Origin of the sequence: Parabacteroides faecalis (assembly GCF_022809355.1) — a bacterium.
Taxonomy (GTDB): Bacteria; Bacteroidota; Bacteroidia; order Bacteroidales; family Tannerellaceae; genus Parabacteroides; species Parabacteroides faecalis.
On sequence record NZ_JAKZMM010000013.1, the window covers coordinates 78,083 to 95,990 of the forward strand.

Consider the following 17,908-nt stretch of genomic DNA (forward strand, 5'->3'; position numbering starts at 1 on the left):
TTCCAGATGTGAAATTCGTGCCTTTCTTTTCACTTCTTATTCGGCTTTTAAGATCAGTTTCGCACTCTTGACTCCAGGAGCAGAAGCTTCGAACGTAATTGTTCCGGCTTCTTCTGCAGACTGTACGATGGCTGTGAGCTGTCCGCTGAATAGCTTCATTTGCGGTTCTTGGAATGATTCCAGACTGGCACTGTTTCCGTTGGCAGCAGCCCGGAAGGTTCCGGCGCCTTTCACCTTGAATTTGATTTGTCGGGTTTCATTCGGACAGAAGTTTCCGTCTTTATCCACAATCTTGACATTGATGAACGACAAGTCTTTTCCATCAGCCTGAAGCTGATCGCGGTCGGCTGTCAGAACGATGTGATGCGGCTTGCCGGCTGTATGGATTTCTGCTTCATCTACGGCCTTTCCATTTTCATCATAAGCAACCACCTTTACAGTGCCCGGTTCGTATTTCGTATTCATCCACATCAGGCGGTAACGTTTCTGCCGTTCGAAGCTCTTTTGAGCTGCTTCGGTATAACTGCTGTCTATTTCAACGCTGAGGTCTTTTGTCCGTTTACCTTGGCTCTTTCCATTGATGAACAGTTCAGCCGAAGGATAATTGGTATAAACAAAGACTGGCGTTACTTCGCCCTCGCGTCCTTCCCAGTTCCAATGAGGCAGAATGTGCAAGGTCTTTTCGCCTTTATTCCAGTGAGAACGGTACAGGTAATAACGATCCTTCGGAATACCAGCCAGGTCAATGATACCGAACAGCGAACTGTGGCTGGGCCAATTGGTATAATACGGAGTCGGTTCACCTAGGTAGTCGAAGCCGGTCCACACAAATTCGCCCATACAATAGGGCAGATCTTCGTGCTGGATAAAGTCATCTTCCGGCAGGTTTGACCAGCTGCAATGTTCTACGTCGTATGATGAACTCTGATGGTCATCGTAAACGGCCATGGCTTTTCGTTCAACCGGGAATTTATAGACGCCTCTTGAACTGACTGTCGAAGCCGTTTCACTTCCCAAAATGACTTGTTGCGGCAGTTTGGCGTAATTGGTCTGATAACGGAACGGACGATAATTGAATCCCGGAACATCCATGATGGCGGCAAAGTTGTTGTTGACAACAGCATCCGGCGCATCCATACCTTGGGTAATCGGTCGGGTAGGATCTTCCCGGTGACAGATATCTTGCAGGAAGCGGGCTACTTTACAACCTCCTTCGTCCCATTGCGTCGGTACTTCATTACCGATACACCACATCACGACACTTGGATTGTTCCGATAATGATGGATAAGGTTTATCAGGTCTTTTTCAGCCCATTCGTCGAACAAGGTATGATAGCCGTTGGCACATTTCGCCTTGTCCCATTCGTCGAAGCTTTCGGCCATCAGCATCATTCCCATCTCGTCGCAGGCACGGACCAGTTCGGGAGCCGGCATGTTGTGGGAAGTTCGGATCGCATTACAACCCATGTCTTTCAGCATCCGGATTTGCCGGCGGATGGCTGCATCATTGACCGCAGCACCCAACGGACCTAAATCATGGTGATTGCAAACACCTTTGAATACGGTACGTTGTCCGTTCAGGAAGAAACCTTTGTCGGGGATAATTTCGATGGAGCGGATTCCGAACTGGGTTGTATATTCATCCTTCAGCTGATCTTCTCCTTTATAGACATTCGAAATGGCGGTGTATAAAGTAGGATGTTCGGGCGACCAGAGTTCCGGATCTTCTACGATAAACTCCTGCACCAACACGTCTTTGTTGTAAACAATGTCGGTGAGAGGTTGTATTTTCTCTTGCAACCGACTGCCGTCTGGTTTGCATAAGATAGTCTTGATACGGTATTGGCTCGGATCAGCCTGCTCCGGCAGATTGACTTTTGTCTCAACTCTGACGCGGGCAAACTTATCATTCACCTGCGGAGTTGTAATGTAAGTTCCCCAAATAGGGATATAAGCATCTTCCGTTACGACTACGTGTACGTTCCGATATAAACCGGCTCCCGGATACCAACGGGAAGATTCCGGCATGTTTTCCAGGCGGACAGCCAGCGTGTTGCTTTTCCCGGCCTCGATGAAAGGTGTGATGTCAAACCAGAATGAGTTATACCCGTAAGGCCAATAGCCTACTTTCTTACCATTTATATATACTTGGGCATGACTCATCGCTCCGTCGAAAAGAATGAAGGCCTTTTTACCGGGAGCGAATTGTGGAATATCCAGTGTAGTCCGGTACCAGCCGACACCGACAAAAGGCAGACCTCCGGTTCGTCCGGCATGTTCCATAGCTTCCTTTTGCCCGTCTTGTGAGATGGCAACATTCTGCTTGTCGTTGTGGATACTGAACGGACCGTAAATGGCCCAGTCGTGAGGAACGGTAACCGACTGCCATTGGCTGTCGTCGAATGAAGGTTGAACGGATTCAGGATTGTCTTCGCGGGTAAATTTCCAGCCCTTTTCCAACAGAAACTCTGTTCTGACCTGGGCAGAAACGCTGGAAAGAAATCCGACGATTCCCATGAGGGATAGCATACAAGTTCTTTTCATACGTGAGTTGTGTTAATTAGTTTATTTGTCTATCCTACAAATATAGCGTATATTTGCATACTCGCAACACAAATGTGGCATTTCGTCCTGTTGCATGCAATGTTTAAATCATTATTTATATGCTGTTACAATTATTTTTCGTGCTGGTGGCCATCGTGATAGGTGCCCGGATCGGTGGAATCGGATTAGGAGTGATGGGTGGAATCGGGTTGGCTGTGCTGACATTTGTTTTTGGACTGGCTCCAACAGCGCCTCCGATTGATGTGATGTTGATGATTGTTGCTGTTATTGCGGCAGCCAGTTGTATGCAGGCGGCCGGAGGCCTGGACCTGATGGTAAAATGGGCTGAGAAGCTGCTCCGAAAGAATCCGCAACAGATTACGCTGTTGAGTCCGCTGGTGACTTACTTCTTTACCTTTGTAGCCGGAACCGGACATGTGGCTTATTCGGTTCTTCCGGTGATTGCCGAGGTGGCACGAGATACAAAAATACGTCCCGAACGGCCGATGGCGATAGCCGTAATCGCTTCGCAGCAGGCTATTACAGCCAGTCCGATCTCGGCAGCGACAGTTGCCTTGTTGAGTTTGCTGGCCGGATATGACATTTCCTTGATGGATATCCTGAAGATTTCGGTACCTTGCACATTGTTAGGCGTTTTGGCTGGTGCTTTGTATTCATTGCGGGTAGGAAAAGAGTTGAAAGACGATCCGGAATACCAGCGCCGGTTAGCCAATGGCGAATTGTCGGATAGTCATTATAAAGCCAAAGAGGTGTCCGATCCGAAGAAAGCAGGCTGGGCTGTGGCGTTGTTCCTGTTGGCTACTTTGGGGATTGTCTTATTTGGTTCGATGGAATCTTTGCGCCCACGGTTTGAACTGGAGTCGGGTGTTGTAGTCATGGAAATGTCGCATATTATAGAAATCCTGATGCTGTCGGCTGCTGCATTGATCCTGTTGGTGACACGGACGGATGGAATCAAGGCGGCTCAAGGTTCGGTCTTTTCGGCCGGTATGCAGGCAGTCGTGGCGATCTTCGGTATTGCCTGGATGGGCGATACTTTCATTGCCGGTAATATGGCAGAACTGAAGAGCGGAATTGTTGATATCGTGACGCAGATGCCCTGGCTGTTTGGTCTGGCTCTATTTGTCATGTCCATCCTCTTGTTCAGTCAGGCGGCTACGATCCGGGCGATGTTGCCTTTAGGTATTGCGCTGGGTATTTCTCCTTGGATGCTGATCGCTTTGTTTCCGGCAGTAAACGGTTATTTCTTTATCCCGAACTATCCGACTGTGGTAGCTGCCATTAACTTCGATCAGACCGGTACTACCCGAATTGGAAAGTACGTTTTGAATCACTCTTTTATGATGCCGGGATTGATTGCTACGGTGGTATCTGTTGTTTTGGGCTTATTGTTTATCCAGTTGCTGTAAGAATATGCCTTATCGAGTAAGCAGAGAAACGTTGTTGCTGTTGGCCGGTCTCTTCTGGACACTGGCTGGAGTTAACGTGCTGCGTTTGGGTATTCGCTATTGGATGGACAATCCCGGATACTTCTTGTTTAAGTTGTCCGAGATGCTGGTGATATTCTTCGTCTTCTTAGGGTTTATCTTTCAGAATCTGTACCGCAAGCATACGCTTCGGATTATTCACAAACCGGAAAAGAATCCCGTCTTTTCCTTCTTTGATGGGAAAAGTTGGCTGGTGGTGGGCGTGATGATTTCATTGGGTGTCTGTGTCCGGCTGTTTCAATTATTGCCGGGATCGTTTATCGCCGTGTTCTATACCGGCTTGGCGTTGGCACTGATAATTACCGGCTGCCGTTTCCTGTTCTCGTGGTGGTGCTGCCGGAAGCGTATGGAATGAATCGTATACAATAAAAGCTAGCGAAGCAGGAGTATTCTCCGGTATCGCTAGCTTTTTGCTTTTATTCTCCGTCTTTCACGGTGATGTGGAAGCAACCCTGCCGGCGTTCGTGCTTGACGTAGCAGCGGTCTTCCCGTTTCAAGTCACGCAAGACCATGGCCAATACCATTTTCAGCTCGTCTTTGTCGATATTCAGGGTGTCTTTTTCATCTACCTTCGTATAGCGGACCCACGAAATATCGAATGTCGTACCATACTGGTGGGTAGAGTTGACCGACGAGTTGGAGTTTCTTTTCTTTAGTTTCTTGACGTCTGTAATAGTGCGGGTAACGCTGGTTACTTTGACTTTGTAGAGAGACGCGTTCAGATTAGTCAGCGAGTCCTGGAAGTTCTTCCCGATGTCGTGCAACAGTTCGGCAGCTTGCGGAATCAGGTACGGAATCGAGTGGGTGAGTTCTTCTACCTCGTAATACTCATTGGTCTTGATCTCTTCCATTTCGTGTTTTACCTCTTCGGCCTCTTCGCGGGTTGTGGCAGGCTTGATTCCTATCTTCTTGGCCATTTCCAGTTGTACATCGTTCAAGTCGTTGAAGTCACGGTTGTAACTTCCGTTATACCAGATACGTTTCAATGGGCCTCGTTCTTCTTTACACGATGGCATGATAGCCAGCGTCAGCAATCCGGCAGAAAGGCCCAATAAACATGCTTTCAAGTTCTTCATTTTATAATTCTTTATACCATTGTTATTCCATGCAAAAATAAGAAATAAGTTTTAAGTTTTGGCGTTTTTACTTCTTGAGCTTGCTGCCTGCCGTGCGAAAACTATCCTCTTTCATATTTAGGAAATCGGGAAAAACACTCTATCTTTGTGCCCATGAGAATCTTCCTGGCACTTTTAGTCATCGCTTTGGGCTGGATCACGCAAGGCTGCACGAATGAAGCAGACCGCAACGCCATCCGGCAGATGGAACAGGCAGCTCCTTTGATGCAGTCTGATCCCGAGGCGGCTCATGTCTTGTTGGCAGACAGTGTTGCCCATCCAGAGTTGTTAAGTCCGGAAGTCAATGCCCGCTGGTGCTTGATGCTATGCCAACTGGCTGATTCGATTGGTACGCCGCTGCCCTATGTGCCCCAAATGAAGCGGGCATACCGGTATGTGAAACGACACGGCACAATAGATGAACAACTGCAAGCCGCCCTTTATTTAGGCCGTACCTATATGGACGATCAGGACCAGGAAGCCGCCTTGCGGACTTATACCGAAGCCTTGCAGCAGAGTATCCTGGAAAACAAGCCGAACCAGTCGGGCTATATTTCCAGCTATATGGGTGATGTGTATCAGTTTCAAGGTATGTACCAGCAGGCTGTCGAGAAATACTTGACGGCTTCCCGTTATTTCCGGCAGGCTGAAAACCATCGTAGCCAAGCCTTTGCTTTTAGGGATGTCAGTCGGAATTATACCTTTATGGACTCGTTGGATATCGCTTTGAAGTATATGCTGCGTGCGGATTCGATGATAACTATTTGGGGAGATTCCTTAGCTAAATCAGAGATTTTAAATGGACTAGGTAATATCTATAAAGAAAGGGGGGCCTATTGTTTAGCTGAGAAATATTTAGAGCAAGCTATCAATTTTGACACAACAGAGGTTGCTGCTGATTATTTAGCTTTAGCAGATTTATACCTTACACAAAATAAGTTAGATCAAGCGCGTTATTCATTAAATAAAATAAAAAGTTCATCTTACAACAAAGATGTTTTTATTGATAAGTTTTACTTACTGTTTGTATTGGAAAAAGAAGATGGGAATACAGATCGAGCATTAGAGTCATTAGAACAATATGTGGACTCTATTTATTCGCAATTGGATATTAAAAACAAAACGAATCTAATTGAGGCAGAGAAAAAACATAACTATACCCAATTATTGATGCATCTTTTTCACCTCAAAAACAGACAACGGGTGTATGTAGGCTGTTTTGTTGTGGTGTGTTTGATTCTGATCATTTGTATTGTTTTGTATCGGCTGAAGCTAAAATCCCGGCAATTGATATTGGTGCAAAAAGAAAATGAAATGAACGCCTTGAAAAACCAATTACGCAACCGTGAAAAAGAAATGTCGGCCATATCGGAACAACTACAACGACAAACGGATCTGTTGAATCAACGAATGGAACAACTTTATCGGCAAAAAGAACAGGAAGTGGAATCGATCCGGCAGCAAATTGGGCAGAAGAACCAAGAAATGCTTGAAAAGGCTGCGATTACGCAAAAAGTACGTAAACTATCGGAAAAGGTAGTTCCGAACGCAACGAAATCTCCTTTGTCGGCAAAAGACTGGGCAGCTGCCTATGAATTAATCGATACCATTTATCCTTCCATTTCGGGGGTAGTAGCCATTTATGACCTTACTGAAAAGGAAAAGATGGTTTGCTATTTGACTTTATTCAATTTGTCGGCAAATGCTGAAGCGGTTTTAATGAACCAACCTCTCGGTTCAATCAATAAATACCGTCAGACCTTGCGTAAAAAGCTCCAAATAAACGACAGAAATATAGATTTATACGATTTCTTGTCTAAAATGATGTAATATCTTGATATGTATATAATTATATATAGGATTGTCCTATCCGCTATCCTATTTGTTTATTGTTAACCTGTTGATTATCAGAATAGGCATTTCCTATTCAAAACCGGTTATTTTCTTCTTCCGGTTTGTATTTCCTTCTACTTTTGCCGCCGTAAATTTTTGAAGTCATAAAATATGAATTTAACAAAATGGATGTGCTTGGTGGCAGCATGTATCATAGCTGTACCGGCTTTTGGAAAAAGGAAGGTCCCTTTACGAGGAAGTTGGGAAAAAAAGTATAAGGATAATAAGCTTTTTATCCCTATTGAAAGTAGTATTGAAGAAACAACCGGAGAACTGACATTAGAGTTTACGGAAGATTTGGGCGATGTAGTAGTAACCGTGACGGATGCGTCTGGAAAAACAGTTTATCAGGAAACGGTAGCTACCGGAAATACGCCTAATTGGACAGTATTTTTAGATGAGTCTGTTCAGAATGGTACGGTTACTGTTACCGATGGAGTGAATTTGGTATATGGAGAGATTAGTTTTTGATAATAAATAAATTAACAACAATCAAATAATGTAGTTTATGAATAGAAATTTTATTTATGGAATGCTTGGGATTTTTTCTTTGTTCTCTTGCACGGAAAGCGAAGATATAATCCATGTTGATGAATTGTCCACTCTACAAACTAGAAGTGTCTTAGATTCCCCAATATCAGTAATTGATAGTTGCCTACACATAAAAGACATGGATTCTTATGAGGCTTTAACAAATACTTTGAACAACAAAACAGAAGACGAACTTATAGATTGGAGTAAAGACAAACATTATACCTCGCTATTGGAATCATATACGAATTTAAAAGAACTCTCTATTATTGACGAAAATAAGATAGATACAATAGAACAGAACCGATTGAGTAGTGAAGTAGAAGCTACATTATTCAATCAAAATGGATTATTAGTCGTTGCTGATACGATTTATAAAGTAATAGATGAATATGTATATAAAGTAAACATAGCAGATGTTGATTTACTTGACGATATTATTTCTAATCCCGATGAATATCAATCCATAAGATATAAACACACTGAAAAACTAGTTTGTGTATCAGAAACTTATTCTTCAGTGTCAGATGGGGAAAGAAGTCTTATGATCGATGTATCTTCCAAACGAAGAGAATACGTGAAGTTTTTTGTTTCAACAAGTACTAAAGCTAATGGAGTAAAGTACGTAAAATTAAAAATGCAAGGGCAAGCTCAAAAGAAAGGTCCATTGGGAAGATGGAAACTTCCGTTTGATGACGAATTAGTTTGGGGACAAATTCATTGTGATGGAATCCTCGTTAATGATAACATGTCCCACCCAGGAGCAATGAGCGAAAGAAAAACGAACATACAAACCATTACTGTACCCGACATTCCATTAACAGCTGCAAACTTGATTAATCAATTAAAGGTACATGTGAATTGGCGTTTTTGTAAAAACGCTGTAAAAGGAGATGAAGTATATTCTTATGAATACGTAAATCCATAACCCATAAAAGGATACAAAACATGAAAATGAAGAGTTTTATATTACTGAGTTTATTTTTCCCTATTATCGTTAATGCCCAAATCCAAATAACACCTGAAGTTGGTACAAGCATTTATAAAGAAGGAAGAATAAAAGTGGAAGGCAAAGCAACAATTTCTCCGCGTATAGGTGTTGGAGTTGATTATTTCTTTAATCAGCAGAAGAACGGCTGGGGATTGATGTCCGGTTTATATTTCTATCAAAAAAAGGATGATTATACATTGGTATGGAGTACATATCAGGATGGAAAAGGCGAGAATTATGTATTTCCAACCGGCTTATATAATGAACGGAAACCAACAGATGATATGACATTGAAAAATATAACCTCTGATGATACCTATATGCGCCGTGATTATTTGCAACTTCCAGTAATGGTAAAATACAAGTGGCAGATTAACGATACATATGCTGTTTCGGCAGCAGTGGGTGGTTACGTAGCTTTGGGTATCAGCGGAAAGCATCAGATAGATGAGTTTACCTATTCGGTAGAAGATAAGAAGCAGGATTATCAACGCATTCAATATGACTCGCCGTATGAGCTGTTGATGTATAACCGCTTCGATGCCGGTTTCAGTTCTCGTCTGTCTCTTCATGCCAATCGTTTATCGATTAATCTTAATTACGAGACCAATTTGTATCGGCGTAATGATATGGGGAATGAGAACTTAGTTTCTATCACTGCCGGTTATACGTTTTAAAATTTATAAGGGATAAGGTATCTCGTTGGATGACACCTTATCCTAAATTCTCATATTATTAACTTTCTAAATCCATTAATATCATGGCTGACGAAAACAAAAAACAAGAGTATGTTTGGCCCGTGGAACTGCGGGAAAATAAGATTACGGAACGGACGGACGATTATACCGCTTCCGTTAAGACATTCAGTGATACCAAGTCGCTGGAGTACATCGCCAAAGAGATTGTTCGCGAACGTACCGAATATCGTTTGGATACCATCCTCAGCATCATGAAGCTAGTGGAAGAGAAGATCCGCCACGTCCTCTATTCCGGCTATCCGGTCATGACCGAGAACGTGCGTTTCTCGCCCACCATCACCGGCTCGTTCGATTCGCACGGCGAGGTGCTGGATGACAAAGGTATGAAATGCGGGGTGAATGTAACCGTCAACCAGATTGTAAAAGATGGATTGGCTGGCGTGAAGCTTTACATTGACAGCGTGCAGGAACTGGGCGGCGCGAAGATCGACCGCGTGAAAGACCTTACCACCGGCAAGACCGACGGAACCGTTACGCCGGGCGGCATGGTGGAAGTTACCGGTTCGAAGATCAAATGCCTCAACGAGGATGGTAGCGGCATCGGCCATTTCCGCTTGTATAATGAGGGCGAATCGGCCGAAGAAGTGAAAGTATTAGGAGTGAATGACCCGTCGAAAATCATCTTCATCTTCCCGACCGGCCTATTGGCAGGCAATTACCGGCTGGAGATTGAAACCTATTTCTCAAACACATCCACTATGTTGAAAAATCCACGTACACTGGTTTGTCCGGTGGCATTGAAAGTCGAATAAAAACCACGTTACATAGCGTTGGGTGTCGACGGAGTATTGCGTCGATGCCCGACGCACCATTGCGCTAACACACGACGCAACGTTACGCTAACACCCGACGCACTATTGCGCTGACACCCGACGCACTATTGCGCTACCGGTTGACGCAACGTTGCGTCTCCTTATAAAAAATGCTAATTGCTTCTCTTTCTTCCAAAACTCTTATTTCTTTCTCTGCCATAAATCCTTATCCGAACCACATCGGCGACACTACGGAATATTCCATCCGGAAGCGACTAATTTTGGAAATTTATTTTTAATTTTGCCTATTCAAAAAAGAAAGCAACGTGCATTTCTTTCTAACTAAAATAAAAACTGAATGATTGAACGAATTTATATTCTTGAGACGGTTGATCCGGTCATATTTTATGGTGTGAATAACAGCAATATGCAGCTCATCAAGACGCTGTTTCCCAAACTTCGGATTGTGGCCAGAGGTAACGTGATGAAAGTAATTGGTGATGAAGAGGAATCGGAACTGTTTTTAAAGAAGATTCGTGAAATTGAAAAGTACTGCGAAGAATTCAACTCGTTGAGCGAGGAAGTCATCATCGACATTATTAAGGGAAAAGGACCGACCGTGGTCAAACAGGAAAATCTGATTATCCACGGGATGAATGGCAAACCCATTACCGCGCGGACCGAAAACCAGCAACTTCTTGTTAAGGCTTTTGAGGAAAACGACCTGGTCTTTGCGACGGGTCCTGCCGGATCGGGAAAAACCTTTGTGGCCATTGCCCTTGCCGTGAAAGCCCTGAAGAATAAGGAAGTGCGCAAGATCATCCTGAGCCGTCCGGCGGTGGAAGCGGGAGAGAAGCTGGGATTCCTACCAGGAGAGATGAAAGACAAACTCGATCCGTACTTGCAACCGCTCTATGATGCCTTGCAAGATATGATTCCGGCTGTCAAGCTGAAGGAATATATGGAAAACAATGTCATCCAGATTGCCCCTTTGGCTTTTATGCGTGGGCGGACCCTCAATGATGCCGTCATTATCCTGGACGAAGCCCAGAACACGACCACCCATCAGATCAAGATGTTTCTGACACGTCTCGGCATGAATGCCAAGATGATTGTGACGGGCGATATGACACAGATCGATTTGCCGGCCTCGGTTACTTCCGGATTGAAGGAAGCGATGGGCGTGTTGAAGAATGTGCCGGGCATCGGACGGGTAGAATTCAACAAGAAAGATATTGTACGGCACAAGCTGGTACAGCGTATTGTGGAGGCTTACGATAAGTTTGACAAGAGTAAGCTTCGTGCTGCAAAAAAGGATACAAGTCATACAGAAAATAAAATAGATTAAGTTATGAAAACAGCTTTAGTAAAAACAGTTTTTCACTTTCCGGGTCAGAAGAGTGTTTATCATGGTAAAGTACGTGATGTGTACAGTGTAGGTGACGATTTACTGGTCATGGTAGCTACCGACCGTATTTCGGCATTCGACGTTATTCTGCCTGAAGGTATTCCGTTCAAGGGACAGATGTTGAACCAGATTGCTGCCAAGTTCCTGGATGCAACAACTGATATTTGTCCGAACTGGAAGTTGGCTACTCCCGATCCGATGGTAACAGTCGGTGTACGTTGCGAAGGATTCCCGGTAGAAATGATTGTCCGTGGTTATTTGTGCGGAAGCGCCTGGCGTGCTTACAAAAGTGGTGTGCGTGAAATCTGCGGCGTAAAGCTTCCGGAAGGCATGCGTGAGAACCAGCGTTTCCCGGAACCGATCATTACCCCGACTACCAAAGCTGAAATCGGAGAGCACGATCAGGATATCTCGAAGGAAGAAATCCTGGCCCGTGGTTTGGCTACACCAGAAGAATATGCTTTGTTGGAAAAATATACTTTGGCTTTATTTAAGAGAGGTAGTGAAATCGCTGAAAAACGCGGCTTGATCCTGGTTGATACCAAATACGAATTCGGTAAGCACAACGGTGAAATCTATCTGATGGACGAAATCCATACTCCGGACTCTTCTCGTTACTTCTACCTGGAAGGATACGAAGACCGCTTTGCCAAAGGCGAACCGCAGAAGCAGCTGTCAAAAGAATTCGTTCGTGAATGGTTGATGGATAACGGATTCCAGGGTAAGGCAGGACAGACAGTTCCGGAAATGACTCCTGAAATTGTAGAAGGCATCAGCAATCGTTACATTGAGTTGTATGAACACATTACCGGTGAAACTTTCGTGAAGGAAGATACCGATAACTTGGCTCAGCGTATCGAAAAGAATGTAACTGAATATTTGAACAAACGATAAGAAAGTGACGATATGACGCAGTACGGTTCGGAAAAGATTTTACCCTATAATCAGGATGAACATAAAGGAGTACAGGTCAGACGAATGTTTGACGCGATCGCCGGAAAATATGATTTGCTGAACCATACATTGTCATTCGGTTTTGATAAAGGGTGGCGCAGAAAGGGGATTCGCTTTCTGCGCCCTTATTCACCGAAGCAGATCTTGGATATTGCGACGGGAACTGGGGATTTGGCTATTGCGATGCAGAAACAATTGCACGCAGAAACAATTATCGGTGCAGATATATCGGAAGGTATGATGGAAGTAGGACGGCAGAAGGTGAAAGAGGCCGGCTTGCAGGACCATATCTCATTCGAATACCAGGATTGCACCGCATTGACATTTGCTGATAATACATTTGATGCAGTGACGGCTGCCTTCGGCGTACGGAACTTTGAGGATATAGAAAAAGGATTACGGGAAATGTACCGGGTAACGAAACCCGGAGGGCATCTGATGATTCTTGAACTTTCTACACCCGAATCATTTCCGATGAAGCAGCTTTATCAGCTTTATTCGAAAGTGGTCATTCCGACGGTTGGTCGGTTTGTTTCGAAGGAAAAGGCTGCATACGATTATTTACCAGCTTCTATTCAAGTAGTTCCGCAAGGTAAGGTAATGACTGATTTGTTAACCAGAGTCGGATACAAAGAGGCGAAAGCGCGTACTTTAACTTTCGGAATTTGTTCGTTGTATACAGGAACTAAATAATAATAGGCTAGTTATGCAGAAGTATGGTTTGATAGGATATCCGTTGGGACATTCTTTTTCCTGTAATTACTTTAACCAGAAGTTTGAATCAGAGAAGATCGATGCCCAGTACCTTAATTTCGAAATCCCGACAATTAAGGACTTGAAAGAAGTATTGAAAGAGAACCCGGAACTGAACGGGTTGAATGTAACGATACCTTATAAGGAACAAGTTATACCGTATTTGGATGATCTGGACGAAGACGCCCGTCTGATTGGCGCCGTAAATGTGATCAAGTTTACGAAAGGTCTTTTTGGAAAGACCAAACTGGTGGGTTATAATTCGGATATTATCGGTTTCAAGCAGTCTATCGAGCCTCTATTGACCGAAAAGCATTCAAAGGCTTTGATCTTGGGAACTGGTGGTGCTTCCAAAGCTGTTGTTCAAGGATTGAAACAACTGGGAGTAGGTTCTACGTTTGTTTCGCGTACGAAGAAGGAATATTGTATTACGTATGAAGAGATTACTCCGGAAATTATGCAACAGTATAAAGTAATCGTCAATACAACTCCATTAGGTATGTTCCCGAATGTAGATGCTTGCCCGAAGATCCCGTATGAATTGCTGACACCAGACCATCTGTTGTACGATTTGCTCTACAATCCGGATGAAACCTTGTTTATGCGTAAAGGAAAAGAACAAGGTGCTGTCGTCAAGAACGGATTGGAGATGTTGCTGCTCCAGGCTTTTGCAGCATGGGAAATCTGGCAGCGTTAAATCAGGGATTCTTTACCCAGGTGATGACGAAATCTATCTCTACGCGGTACTGAAGAACAACGTGTTGAGTTGATTCACTACAGGTATCGAAGGCAATCAGTGTACCTTGCTCTGCGTAAGAGAAAGGCTGAATATGTAAATGCCGGCAGAAGTCCACTTCCTGCCGGTTTATTATTTTATATAAGGTCTCTTTCGCACACCAGCAGATAAGCAGATGTTCCGTTTCATGAGCCGGATCAATGAATAGTTCTTCTTCGGCATTGAGAAACCGGTTTCTGACTTTCCGGACACGTTCAGACCGGTATTCGATATCAATTCCTGCCATTTGGGTGGCATCTGTCAGCATGATGGCAACAAAATCTTTGGTGTGCGAAATACTGATCTGCTTCTTTTCTGTTTCGGATAGGTAAGGAGCTCCATTCGGATGATGATGAATAATGGCTTCGTGTCCGAGCATTTCTTTCAACAACAAGCGGGTGGCTAACCATTCTTTCTGGCGTTGTTCCGCTTTAAGACGGCTGAACTCCGGCAGGTACCATGCTTTTTGCTGGAGGAGCGACCACATTTCTTCGGTCGTCTCTTCCATCTTCCAAATGCCAATGGGAGGTATAATTGATAAAACGGACATGTCTATTCTTTCCAATTAAAGGTTTCCATCAGGTGCATGACATCCTGAATCAGATATTGGGTAACCGGAGCGATGGAATCGGCTTTCGGTTCAAAGGCATAGTAAACAGCACCTCGGAAAAAATGATCGGTACTGTCTGTCAGATGGAATTGAATGGGAGAGATACAATCTCCTTTTAAGAGAAATAACGAACCATATACCTGTTTCTCCGGATTCTCAAAGACTTTTTCTTGAACGTCCTGGATACGCTGCTGTCTGTCGACCAGCTTATAACTGTCTTGCAGCGATTGCCCTATTTGTTTCCCTCGCAGATAACTGCAATAAATAGTAGCATGCAGTTCGGGATAGGTCAGATTGACCCATCCGTTCTTTGCTGCCAATACCGACGAATCCACTTTTGCTTCCTGTGAAATGTCAAACGAATAAGGCAAAGACGGAAGAGACAACGGCATATATGTAGCTTTCTTCGGTTCTATACGGAAATAGCCTCTGGGCTTGGGACTATAATCTGTACAGCCAATCCCGATTGCTAATGTGAGAAACATTCCTGCTCGGACGACTAAGCCATATCTTTTATTCCTCTTCTTTGTCATCTTCCGAGGCATTAATCACATTGAATTTTACTTTCAGGATACGACGATTATCCATTTCCAATATTTGGAAACGATAATTCTTGTATTCAATAACTTCCCGCCGACGCGGAAAGTCTCCTTTGATTTCAAGCAATAATCCCGCCAAAGTCTCCACCTCTTCAGTGATCTTTTCGAACTCGGCCGGATCCGTATCAGTAGCTCGGAAGAAATCCGTAAGCTGGATTTTCGCTTCAAAGATATAACTGCCATCGGCCAGTCGGATGTATTGCTTTTCATCTTCATCGTATTCGTCTGAAATTTCACCGACAATTTCTTCCAGAATATCTTCCATCGTTACGATACCCGAAGTACCTCCGAACTCATCCACAACGATAGCCATGTGTATTTTGTTAGTCCGGAATTCTTCCAGCAGGTCGTCAATCTTTTTCGTCTCAGGCACAAAGTAAGCAGGTCTGATCAGACTTTGCCACCGGAAGGTTTCAGGTTTGTCCAGATAGGGCAGAAGATCTTTGATATACAAGATGCCTTTGATATTATCTTCTGTACCGGAATAAACCGGAATACGTGAATATCCGCACTTGATAATCGTATCAATGACTTCCTTGAAATTAGCCTTGATATCGAGATCTTCCATATCCAGTCGGGAAGTCATGATCTCATCAGCTGTCTTGTTATAGAATTTGATGATTTCAGCCAGCATCTCTTTTTCTTCCGGAATAGCTTTGGACGTTAATTCGAGAGCTTTGCTCAATTCATCTACCGAAATATCATATTTCTTTTTAGCCAATGTCTTGTTGATGGTAGAAGTAGAATGAACCAACAATGCTGCCAGAGGCTTACAAATCTTCTGGATGTTCAGCAGGGTAGGCGCTGCCTTGTGAATGAAAGGCAAAGTGTTTTGCTTTGCGTATATTTTAGGCATGATCTCCCCAAACAACAACAAGAGGAATGTCAGGACAATTGTTTCCAACACAAATCCAAGCATGGGAACATTCGAAAAGTCCAGCCATTCGTTGATACCATATGTACATAACATGACGATGGCTACATTGACGAAATTATTGGCTATTAAGATCGTGGCCAATAGAAACTCGGAATTGTTGAGTAAATCCAGAATGACAGAATCAGCGGGATGATTCCCTTCTTTGATTCGGTTGATATCGTTAGGCTTTAAAGAGAAGAAAGCAACTTCGGAGGCTGAGATAAAACCTGAGGCAAATAAAAGTAAAACAGCCAGCGCCAAGGCGATGACAGGACCTGCTGTCAGATCCTGTACACCTACTTGGCTAAATATTTCTGATATATAATCTGAGTCCAAGGAATTTTCTTTTAGTTAGACATGATCAAAATGGCAGATCATCTGCTTCATTTGATTCTGAAAATGATGGGGACGGCGATTGTATGGCCGTTCCAGGCTGCTGATAACCGGTATTGGGTTGTACAGGCTGAGACATGGTGTTGCTCGTGTTTGTGGCAGTTTGTGCCATAGACGAATCAGCAGGACGAGATCCTGTACTGTAAAATTCAATACGGTCGGCATGGATTTCGGTTACATAACGTTTGATGCCATTCTGGTCATCGTAAGTTCTGGTCCGGATTTTCCCTTCCACATAAAGGCCGGATCCTTTTTTTACCCATTTTTCTACAAAAGAGACTAAATCTCTTCTGGCAACGATATTATGCCACTCTGTACGTTCAGGGATAACAGTTCCATTAGCTAAGGTATATCCTCTTTCTGAGGTGGCAAGTGGAAAACTGGCAATAGCCGAACCGCTGTCGAAATAACGGACATCCGGATCTTTTCCCACATTTCCGATAAGAATAACTTTGTTTAAAGACATAATGTTATTTATTTAATGAATGTACAAAGAAACACAAATTTGGTTAGTTGGACAAATCTAATGAATGAAAAACGCAACTCTTTTATAGAACGCATAGCCGAAAAGAGATTAATGGGTAAAATCCGAATATTAAAAAAGAGGATAGGATTGAAATCGATTTTAAAAGTAACGAGAATTGAATCTGATTTTCGTTGGATTCAAAAATGATTCCAGTTAATTTTATGTCCAAGGCTGTGTCTTTTCTTGTAATTTGTGTATTCATTCAAGATTAACTAAAGAGTAATCAAAAATATTTGTTGTTCTGTGCGAAAAAATATCATTTTTATTTCTTTGATTAATAGGATATTATGAAAATAGATGAAAAATAATTCAAAAAAAGTATCTCAAAAGTTTGGTAGTTCAAAAATAAGTCGTACCTTTGCATCGCAATTGAGAAACAAACCAACACTCAATGAAAGCAAAAACGGGGTGTAGCGCAGTCCGGTTAGCGCACCTGCTTTGGGAGCAGGGGGTCCCAGGTTCGAATCCTGGTACCCCGACGAAATTAAAAGAGCTGACACAATAAGTTTCAGCTCTTTTTTTATATCCAAAACCTAATGCAATAGTTGATATTGGATCAACGTAAAAATATGAGGGATTAGAAATTTAAGCATAAATATTGCAAAGTCTGAAGAGAAAGAAAGCTTTGTCTTTAACCCCTCTGAACTGAGAACGAAAGTTCTTTATTTTAGCATTGAAGGACTCAGAAGCTGCATTAGTAGACCGCTTGTCGAAGAAGTTTATGATTTGCTGATAATGGGTTTGTATGGATCTAGCTACTCTGCCGAAAGTAAGGAATCCGGATTTGTCTACTTCATCGTACCATCTTGCAAGTCTGGTTAAGGCCGTATCCTTATGCCTGCACTGGTGATATATCAGCCCAAGTCTCATTGAAAGATAATA

Annotated in this window: 18 protein-coding genes and 1 tRNA gene; 12 read left to right on the forward strand and 7 right to left on the reverse strand. The window is 43.3% G+C overall.

The features are described from left to right. Nucleotides 1-36: 36 nt before the first annotated feature. Nucleotides 37-2,544: a beta-galactosidase GalB gene (gene galB, locus MUN53_RS06960; protein ID WP_243324248.1), complete on the reverse strand. Its 2,508-nt coding sequence runs from the start codon at nucleotides 2,542-2,544 to the stop codon at nucleotides 37-39. A 119-nt stretch (nucleotides 2,545-2,663) separates the two neighbouring features. Between galB and MUN53_RS06965 the strand changes: the two genes are divergently transcribed. Beyond that, complete coding sequence (locus MUN53_RS06965; protein WP_243324250.1) at nucleotides 2,664-3,974, forward strand: anaerobic C4-dicarboxylate transporter family protein; 1,311 nt, start codon at nucleotides 2,664-2,666, stop codon at nucleotides 3,972-3,974. A gap of 4 nt (nucleotides 3,975-3,978) precedes the next feature. After that, nucleotides 3,979-4,407, forward strand: a complete 429-nt coding sequence (locus tag MUN53_RS06970; RefSeq protein ID WP_243324252.1) for a hypothetical protein — start codon at nucleotides 3,979-3,981, stop codon at nucleotides 4,405-4,407. A gap of 61 nt (nucleotides 4,408-4,468) precedes the next feature. Here the strand turns inward: MUN53_RS06970 and MUN53_RS06975 are convergent, their stop codons facing one another. Next, complete coding sequence (locus tag MUN53_RS06975) at nucleotides 4,469-5,068, reverse strand: DUF5715 family protein (protein ID WP_394803053.1); 600 nt, start codon at nucleotides 5,066-5,068, stop codon at nucleotides 4,469-4,471. A 213-nt stretch (nucleotides 5,069-5,281) separates the two neighbouring features. Between MUN53_RS06975 and MUN53_RS06980 the strand changes: the two genes are divergently transcribed. The 9 genes from MUN53_RS06980 to MUN53_RS07020 all read left to right on the forward strand — a co-directional run bounded on the left by MUN53_RS06980 (nucleotide 5,282) and on the right by MUN53_RS07020 (nucleotide 13,904). Beyond that, the gene (locus MUN53_RS06980; RefSeq protein ID WP_243324257.1) at nucleotides 5,282-6,997 is read left to right on the forward strand and encodes a tetratricopeptide repeat protein; all 1,716 of its coding nucleotides are present in this window, start codon (nucleotides 5,282-5,284) and stop codon (nucleotides 6,995-6,997) included. Between the two features lie 174 nt (nucleotides 6,998-7,171). Beyond that, nucleotides 7,172-7,531: a DUF3244 domain-containing protein gene (locus MUN53_RS06985; protein WP_243324259.1), complete on the forward strand. Its 360-nt coding sequence runs from the start codon at nucleotides 7,172-7,174 to the stop codon at nucleotides 7,529-7,531. A gap of 37 nt (nucleotides 7,532-7,568) precedes the next feature. Further along, nucleotides 7,569-8,519, forward strand: coding sequence for a hypothetical protein (locus tag MUN53_RS06990; RefSeq protein WP_243324262.1), 951 nt, complete (start codon nucleotides 7,569-7,571; stop codon nucleotides 8,517-8,519). 20 nt (nucleotides 8,520-8,539) lie between these two features. Then, nucleotides 8,540-9,259, forward strand: coding sequence for an outer membrane beta-barrel protein (locus tag MUN53_RS06995; RefSeq protein ID WP_243324264.1), 720 nt, complete (start codon nucleotides 8,540-8,542; stop codon nucleotides 9,257-9,259). A gap of 83 nt (nucleotides 9,260-9,342) precedes the next feature. Continuing rightward, nucleotides 9,343-10,092: a DUF4469 domain-containing protein gene (locus tag MUN53_RS07000; protein WP_243324266.1), complete on the forward strand. Its 750-nt coding sequence runs from the start codon at nucleotides 9,343-9,345 to the stop codon at nucleotides 10,090-10,092. Nucleotides 10,093-10,450: 358 nt separating this feature from the next. Further along, nucleotides 10,451-11,440 (forward strand): PhoH family protein, encoded by a 990-nt coding sequence (locus MUN53_RS07005; protein WP_243324267.1) that lies wholly within the window; start codon nucleotides 10,451-10,453, stop codon nucleotides 11,438-11,440. Between the two features lie 3 nt (nucleotides 11,441-11,443). Continuing rightward, a complete protein-coding gene (locus MUN53_RS07010) occupies nucleotides 11,444-12,394 on the forward strand; it encodes a phosphoribosylaminoimidazolesuccinocarboxamide synthase (protein ID WP_243324268.1) in 951 nt (316 codons plus the stop codon). Nucleotides 12,395-12,406: 12 nt separating this feature from the next. Continuing rightward, nucleotides 12,407-13,147, forward strand: a complete 741-nt coding sequence (ubiE, locus tag MUN53_RS07015; RefSeq protein WP_243324269.1) for a bifunctional demethylmenaquinone methyltransferase/2-methoxy-6-polyprenyl-1,4-benzoquinol methylase UbiE — start codon at nucleotides 12,407-12,409, stop codon at nucleotides 13,145-13,147. A gap of 13 nt (nucleotides 13,148-13,160) precedes the next feature. Then, nucleotides 13,161-13,904: a shikimate dehydrogenase family protein gene (locus MUN53_RS07020; protein ID WP_243324270.1), complete on the forward strand. Its 744-nt coding sequence runs from the start codon at nucleotides 13,161-13,163 to the stop codon at nucleotides 13,902-13,904. A 1-nt stretch (nucleotide 13,905) separates the two neighbouring features. On the opposite strand, the gene MUN53_RS07025 is transcribed toward MUN53_RS07020, so the two are convergent. The 4 genes from MUN53_RS07025 to MUN53_RS07040 are packed head-to-tail and all read right to left on the reverse strand — an operon-like array spanning nucleotide 13,906 to nucleotide 16,966. Continuing rightward, nucleotides 13,906-14,490: a 4'-phosphopantetheinyl transferase family protein gene (locus tag MUN53_RS07025; RefSeq protein WP_243324271.1), complete on the reverse strand. Its 585-nt coding sequence runs from the start codon at nucleotides 14,488-14,490 to the stop codon at nucleotides 13,906-13,908. A 44-nt stretch (nucleotides 14,491-14,534) separates the two neighbouring features. Beyond that, nucleotides 14,535-15,125, reverse strand: a complete 591-nt coding sequence (gene gldD, locus MUN53_RS07030) for a gliding motility lipoprotein GldD (RefSeq protein WP_243324272.1) — start codon at nucleotides 15,123-15,125, stop codon at nucleotides 14,535-14,537. Then, nucleotides 15,106-16,443, reverse strand: coding sequence for a gliding motility-associated protein GldE (gene gldE / locus MUN53_RS07035; RefSeq protein ID WP_243324273.1), 1,338 nt, complete (start codon nucleotides 16,441-16,443; stop codon nucleotides 15,106-15,108). The genes gldD and gldE overlap by 20 nt, the downstream gene beginning before the upstream one ends. Nucleotides 16,444-16,468: 25 nt before the next feature. Next, a complete protein-coding gene (locus tag MUN53_RS07040; RefSeq protein ID WP_243324274.1) occupies nucleotides 16,469-16,966 on the reverse strand; it encodes a single-stranded DNA-binding protein in 498 nt (165 codons plus the stop codon). A gap of 464 nt (nucleotides 16,967-17,430) precedes the next feature. Here MUN53_RS07040 and MUN53_RS07045 point away from each other — a divergent pair. Then, a tRNA-Pro gene (locus MUN53_RS07045) sits at nucleotides 17,431-17,505 on the forward strand. A gap of 106 nt (nucleotides 17,506-17,611) precedes the next feature. Here the strand turns inward: MUN53_RS07045 and MUN53_RS07050 are convergent. Next, nucleotides 17,612-17,908, reverse strand: a 297-nt coding sequence (locus MUN53_RS07050; RefSeq protein ID WP_243324275.1) for a transposase, incomplete at its 5' end; no start/stop codon positions are given.